At 46.6% G+C, this 6,271-nt stretch carries 4 protein-coding genes; 3 read left to right on the forward strand and 1 reads right to left on the reverse strand.

Annotated features, from left to right (window positions below):
• Positions 1–677: 677 nt before the first annotated feature.
• Positions 678–965: a hypothetical protein gene (locus H6S82_RS14345; RefSeq protein ID WP_190461422.1), complete on the reverse strand. Its 288-nt coding sequence runs from the start codon at positions 963–965 to the stop codon at positions 678–680.
• Between the two features lie 205 nt (positions 966–1,170).
• Between H6S82_RS14345 and H6S82_RS14350 the strand changes: the two genes are divergently transcribed.
• The 3 genes from H6S82_RS14350 to H6S82_RS14360 all read left to right on the forward strand — a co-directional run.
• On the forward strand, positions 1,171–3,339 hold the full coding sequence (locus H6S82_RS14350) for a PAS domain-containing protein (RefSeq protein WP_190461419.1): 2,169 nt from the start codon (positions 1,171–1,173) through the stop codon (positions 3,337–3,339).
• A 138-nt stretch (positions 3,340–3,477) separates the two neighbouring features.
• Positions 3,478–3,906 carry a response regulator gene (locus tag H6S82_RS14355; protein WP_190461418.1) on the forward strand — a complete coding sequence of 143 codons (429 nt, stop codon included), beginning with the start codon at positions 3,478–3,480 and terminating at the stop codon, positions 3,904–3,906.
• 122 nt (positions 3,907–4,028) lie between these two features.
• Positions 4,029–6,271: PAS domain S-box protein (locus H6S82_RS14360; RefSeq protein ID WP_191056343.1), on the forward strand; the 2,243-nt coding region annotated here is incomplete at its 3' end.

Consider the following 6,271-nt stretch of genomic DNA (forward strand, 5'->3'; position numbering starts at 1 on the left):
TTCTCTATGTACTCTCTCAGTTGACTCATTTTGGGGAAGGTAAAACTCTATTTTACCATTGGCGATCGCAGTTTAGTTTATATGTTGGAGATCTCTAATGAGGGCAACGCGAATTTCTTTCATTGTCAACGTTCCCGTTTTCTAAATTTTCTCACTTTAACCAAAACTAACCAACAACAAATGTTTCCAGGGGTTCAGGTAAACTACACCTATCGGTAGGGGAAGGGATTTTTTACATCTCGATAGATTCAAACTATAAAGATCGTTTTTCCCATCCTAAGCCATTGTCGGCAGGCAATAGCTATGCTGCTGCCAAACCAATCGTGGTTTGGGTGTAATGAATAGGATTTTAAATGATGCGTTACCTTCCCAACCAGACACAATCTAAAAGTTGCCCTCCTTTGCGTAAGGCTGTCAATAGGCTCCTGGTTAAAAGTCATTTAGTCAACCAGCGATTGAATGCGTTTGGTTACTCGCACTCGTCGAGAACTCTGCATTACAGTCTGATGCTTAGAATTGCCCTTACGCGGACAGATTGCAGATGCCCTATCAACCACCGATCTCAAATGCCACTGGTATGAGTATAGCGGGTTAGCTCCAAGCATAATCACGATCCGGTTCGTGGGGCGGCAATATTTTTAAGCCGCCCTACCAGCTAAGTAAGGTTTGGAGATTTTTTATCGCAATTGTCCTTGACATCTCGTTGCTGTTGCTTTACTCAACACCACCGAGGAAGTTGGAGAAAACGTGCGATATCGTTTGTTGGGGACTGCAAGTTCGTCACCCTCAAATCCATTCCGCCGCAAGCGTCGATCTAGATTTGAAAACTGTTGGCTTTGGGAAAAGGCTAACACTTTTCCGATCGCAGTTGGCTGAGGGAGCGGTGTAAAAATATTGTCGTCCCACCAGCCGGGAAAGGAGACGTTCTCAGCCTTCGACGGTTGGGCTTCATCAAAGTTACTCAAAATTGCCCAGCTTCGCCGATGTGGGCAGCTTCTTTGACAGCAAATAGTTGCTCATTTGTATAAAGACTACCCACGCCGCCACCAAAATTCAGGGTATATACCGATCCATTTTAAGTAAGGCGCAGGCTTTTTTGAGCAGGTTTTCCCTAAGAATGAGAGCGCGTTTTCTATACGATCGCCAGCAAGCACAAGGAGGAATGAGCAGATGGAAGAACAATTAACATTGCGATTGGGAGAAGAACCCGATCGCAACCTAGCCGATGCTATGCCGCTGATAGTTTGGACAGCCCACTGCAATGGTGACGTGGATTACTTCAATCAGCGGTGGCTTGATTATACAGGAAAAAGCATTGAGGAGACTAAAGACTGGAAGTGGCAGTCAGTCGTACATCCAGACGATCGCCAAAAGTGTTTGGCGGATTGGAGAAAAGCGCTAGAGACAGGCTATCCCTGCGAAATGGAGTATCGCTTCAGACGATCGGACGGCACCTATCGTTGGCACTTGGGCAGGGCTATGCCGATCCGAAACCAACAAGGCGAACTTGTCCTGTGGGTAGGTACGGCTACCGATATAGAATCTCAGAAGCAAACGGAACAAACCGAGCGTTTTCTCTCCCAAGCAAGCAAGGAATTAGCCAGTTCCCTTGATTATCAAACTATACTTGAGCGCGTAGTACATCTGGCAGTGCCAACCGTTGCTGACTGGTGCGCCATTGATGTATTAGAGGAAGAAGGCAGAGGGGAACCCCACCCCCAACCCCTCTCCATCTACGGTGAGGAGAGCCAAAACTCAGGGGCAGAGGGGAATGTTAGGTCAGTATTCGGCAAGATCCGGCGGTTGGCAGTAGCCCACATAGACCCGTCAAAGGTAGAGTGGGCGCAAGAGTTGCAGAAGCGCTACCCGCACGATCCCAACTCTGAGTATGGTGTTCCGAATGTGTTGCGATCGGGTAAATCCGAGCTGTATCCGGAAGTACGCGATTCTTTGCTAGTTGCTGTTGCTCGCGATGCGGAACATTTGGCTATCATACGAGAAATCGGTTTTAAGTCAGCGATGGTAGTGCCGATGATCGCTCGTGGGCGGACGCTGGGGGCAATTACTTTCGTTTCGACTGTATCGAATTCCGGTATTGAGTCGGGTCGTCACTACAACACTTCTGACTTAGCGTTGGCAGAGGATCTTGCTTGTCGCGCTGCTTTAGCTGTAGACAACGCTCGCCTCTACCGGGAGTCCCAGTCAGCGCAGGCGGCTTTGCGGGAGAGCGAGGAAAGGTTCCGCACGATGGCGGATTGTGCTGCGGTGCTGTTGTGGGTGTCGGGAACAGATGGTCTGCGTACCTTTTTCAATCAAGCTTGGCTTACTTTTGTTGGCAAAAGCCTAGAGGAAGAAGTAGGCAACGGTTGGATAGGGGGCGTCCATCCAGAGGATCTTGAGCGCTGCTTAGATACCTACACAAAAGCTTTTCATGTCCGTGAGCCTTTTGAGATGGAATACCGTCTCCGCCACAAGTCAAACAAATATCGGTGGATTTTGGATACGGGAAGGCCAAGATTTATGCCAGAAGGTAGTTTTGCTGGTTATATCGGGTCTTGTATGGATATTACGGAGCGAAAATCAGCAGAAGATGCTATGCGCGATCGAGCTGAGGAACTGAGTCGGTTAAGTTCTGTCCTGGCTAAAACTAACGCAGATTTGGAAAAGCGCAATCGGGAACTCGACCAATTTGGTTATATAGTCTCTCACGATTTGAAAGCTCCTTTGCGGGCGATCGCAAACCTGTCTCAATGGTTAGAAGAAGATTTGCAAGATCGGCTAACAGACGAAACCAGACATCAAATGAACCTGCTGCGTGGGCGCGTTCACCGGATGGAAGCTTTAATTGAAGGAATTCTGGAGTATTCTCGCGTGGGAAGGGTTAAAACGGCTGAGGAAGTTGTGGATGTGAGCATTTTGCTGCAAAACATCATCGAATCTCTGGCACCCCCGACCAGGTTTACGATTACCGTAGAGCCGGGAATGCCCATCCTGAAGACTGAGCGTTTGCTTCTGGAACAGGTATTTGCCAATCTGATCGGTAATGCGATCGCGCATCACGATCGGCCAGATGGACATATACAAATTTCGGTACTTTGTCAAGAGGATTTATACGAGTTTGCCGTTCGAGATGACGGCCCAGGTATTGCTCCCCAATACCATGAGAAGGTGTTTGTTATTTTTCAAACTTTGGTTCCCCGCGATCGAGTTGAAAGTACAGGGATTGGGTTATCTCTAGTCAAGAAAATCGTAGAAGATAAAGGGGGGAGGATTTCGTTAGAATCTCGGCAAGGTATGGGAGCTACGTTTCGCTTTACTTGGCCAAAATCTAGGGGCTAGGGGTTAGGGATTAGGGGCTAGGGAAGAGGGAAAAGGGGAGAGGGAAGACGGAAGAGGGAAGAGGAGGATTTTTTGACTGAGTGACTTTCCCTAACCCTTTTTTTCTTTTTAGTTGGCGGTGAAGTGGAGTGGTGAGAGATGGAGGAAAAAGTGACCAACCTTTTACTCGTGGATGATGATGATGTGGATGTAATGACAGTACAACGAGCATTACAGAAAAATAACATCACGAACAGACTCTACGTAGCGGCCAACGGGTTGGAAGCGCTGGCAATGTTGCGGGATAATGACAAACCAGCGATCGTACCTCCGACGCGGCGACTGATATTACTCGATTTGAATATGCCCAAAATGGGAGGGATTGAATTTTTGCGAGAATTACGGGCCGACTCGGAATTGGGTAAAATCCCTGTCATAGTGCTGACGACTTCCAATGAGGCAAAAGATAAAGTAGATGCTTATAGGCTGAATGTAGCGGGGTATATTGTTAAACCCGTTACTTTCTCTAAATTTGTGGAGGTTATGGCAGCGGTTAACAAGTATTGGACGCTGAACGAAATGCCTTAGTTAGTCATTAGTTATTAGTCAATATCTAATAGCTAATAGCTAATGGCTAATGGTTAATTAAAAATTAGCAATTAGCAATTAGAAAGTGACAAATGACTAATGATTTTAACAAAGGATAAGATATGTCAGAGAAATTGAAAATACTTGTAGTCGATGACGATCTGGTGGATCGGATGGCGGTTCGCCGAGCGCTCAAGGCTAGCGGTGAAGAGATCGAAGTTCGAGAAGCGGATAACTGTACTGATGCGATCGCAGTTTTAAAGCAGATCGGTTTTGATTGCGTTTTTCTAGATTATCGCTTACCAGATATAGACGGATTGACACTGCTGACGCAATTGCGTTCTGCCGGTTTCAAGATGCCCATAGTGGTTTTGACCGGTCAGGGAGATGAGCAAATTGCTGTGGAAATGATGAAAGCAGGAGCATCTGATTATCTTGCCAAGGCAAAACTTTCTGCCGAATCTCTATCGAGAAGCTTACGCAATGCGATTCGCATCTATCGAGTGGAAAGAGATGCAGAACTAATCGAACAGAAGCTCAAAATCAGCGAAGAACGTTATCGTTTAGTATTGGAAGGTTCTTCCGAGGCTATTTGGGATTGGGATATTAATAAAAACGAAATTTATTGGAACGATCGCCTAGTTGAAATTATCGGTTTATCTGGTTCTGAATTGGGCGGAGAAAGTGAAGATGTTGCTAGCACTTGGGAGTCATTCTCGGAACTGATTCATCCGGAAGATAGAGGGAAAGTAAAAGCAGCGCTCGTCCGTCATCTTTGTTACAACGCTGAATTCGATCTGGAATTTCGCCTGCGCCATTTTTCCGGGGAATATCGCTACTGCATGACGCGAGGGAAAGCACAACGCGATCGGCAAGGCAGACCGATACGGATGGCAGGTATTATTAACGATATCACTTTGACGAAGCTAGCCGAGGAACAGTTACGCCGCCGCTTTGAGGAACTGGAAACTATTTACCAAATTACGGAAGCGGTCAGTCGTGCGGCGGGATTGGAAGAACTCTATCAAGTAGCCTTAAAAGGTTTACAACGCGCCCTGAAAGCCGATCGCACTTCTGTACTTCTGTTCGATGCAGATGGAGTGATGCGTTTTAAAGCTTGGTGCAAACTTTCGGAAGAGTATCGGCGCAGTGTAGAAGGACATTCGCCGTGGACTTCGGAAACCAATAATCCGCAGCCGATTTGCATTGCCGATGTGGAAACATCAACCATTGCAGATTTTAGATTTGAAATTGCTGATTTCAGGGAAAAAGTGAAATCGGAAATCTCAAATCTAAAATCTACAATTCTTAATGAAGGGATTCGTTCTCTAGCATTTATTCCTCTAATAGCTCAAGAAAAGCTGATCGGTAAATTCATGCTTTACTACAACGTGCCGCATGAGTTTACCGGACAGGAAATTCAACTAGCACAAACGATCGCCAGCAACGTTGCTTTTGCGGTCGAACGTAAGCAAGCGGAGGAGGCTTTATACCGTCGCGAACAAGAATTCAAAGCTTTGGTGGAAAATGCGCCGGACATTATCGCTCGGTATGACAAACAAAGTCGTTTAATCTACGTCAGTCCCGCTTTGGAAAGAGCAACCGGTACAATGCCTCAAAGTATCATTGGCAAGACTCTCTGGGAGTTGGAATTGCCAGGGGAAATGAAACTGAAGTGGCAAAAGGGTTTGCGCGATGCGTTCGCAACCGGTCTACAACAGGTAATTGAATTTGATTACCCAGCACCCCACGGTCAGACGAGATACTATCAAGCGCGTCTTGTTCCAGAATTAGCCCAAGACGGTTCCCCAGAATATGTGTTGAGCGTGGCCCGCGATATTACCGATCGCAAGCGGGCTGAAGACTCACAACGCTTTCTGGCTGATGCGAGTACTATTCTCTCTCTTTCTTTGGAGTGCGATGTTACGTGGTCAAATTTGGCGGAGCTCGCTGTGCCTCAAATTGCCGATTGGTGCGTTATTGATGTCCTAGATGCAGGAGTATTAGGCACAGCTTTAAATGTGGCGGCGCTTAATACCGGATCTGGGGAAAATATGACAGCAGCGTCGATGCAGGTTTCTCCTACTCTGCATCGGGTGGCTTTGTCTCATATAGACCAATCTAAAATGGCTTCTTTGCAGGGATTGCAGACGAGTTACTCAGTGAATCTGAATGCTTCGTTATTCGGTTCTTTGGACGGCAATATTTTTAAGTCGCTCAAGGAAGTAACTACTATTGTGGGGAAGGTTTTGCAAACCGGGCAGTCGCAATTGTACCCGGAAATAAATGATGAAAAGCTATTTGCCGATGTTCTTGATGAAAAGCAACTGACGATTTTATGCCAGCTGGCTCCCAAGTCTATTAT

It is taken from the genome of Planktothrix sp. FACHB-1355 (assembly GCF_014748295.1).
GTDB classification, from domain to species: domain Bacteria; phylum Cyanobacteriota; class Cyanobacteriia; order Cyanobacteriales; family Aerosakkonemataceae; genus Aerosakkonema; species Aerosakkonema funiforme_A.

Excerpts from the sequence above, each read along its gene's own strand:
- H6S82_RS14355 (WP_190461418.1), top strand. The coding sequence starts at position 3,478 with ATGGAGGAAAAAGTGACCAACCTTTTACTCGTGGATGATGATGATGTG.
- H6S82_RS14350 (WP_190461419.1), top strand. The coding sequence starts at position 1,171 with ATGGAAGAACAATTAACATTGCGATTGGGAGAAGAACCCGATCGCAAC.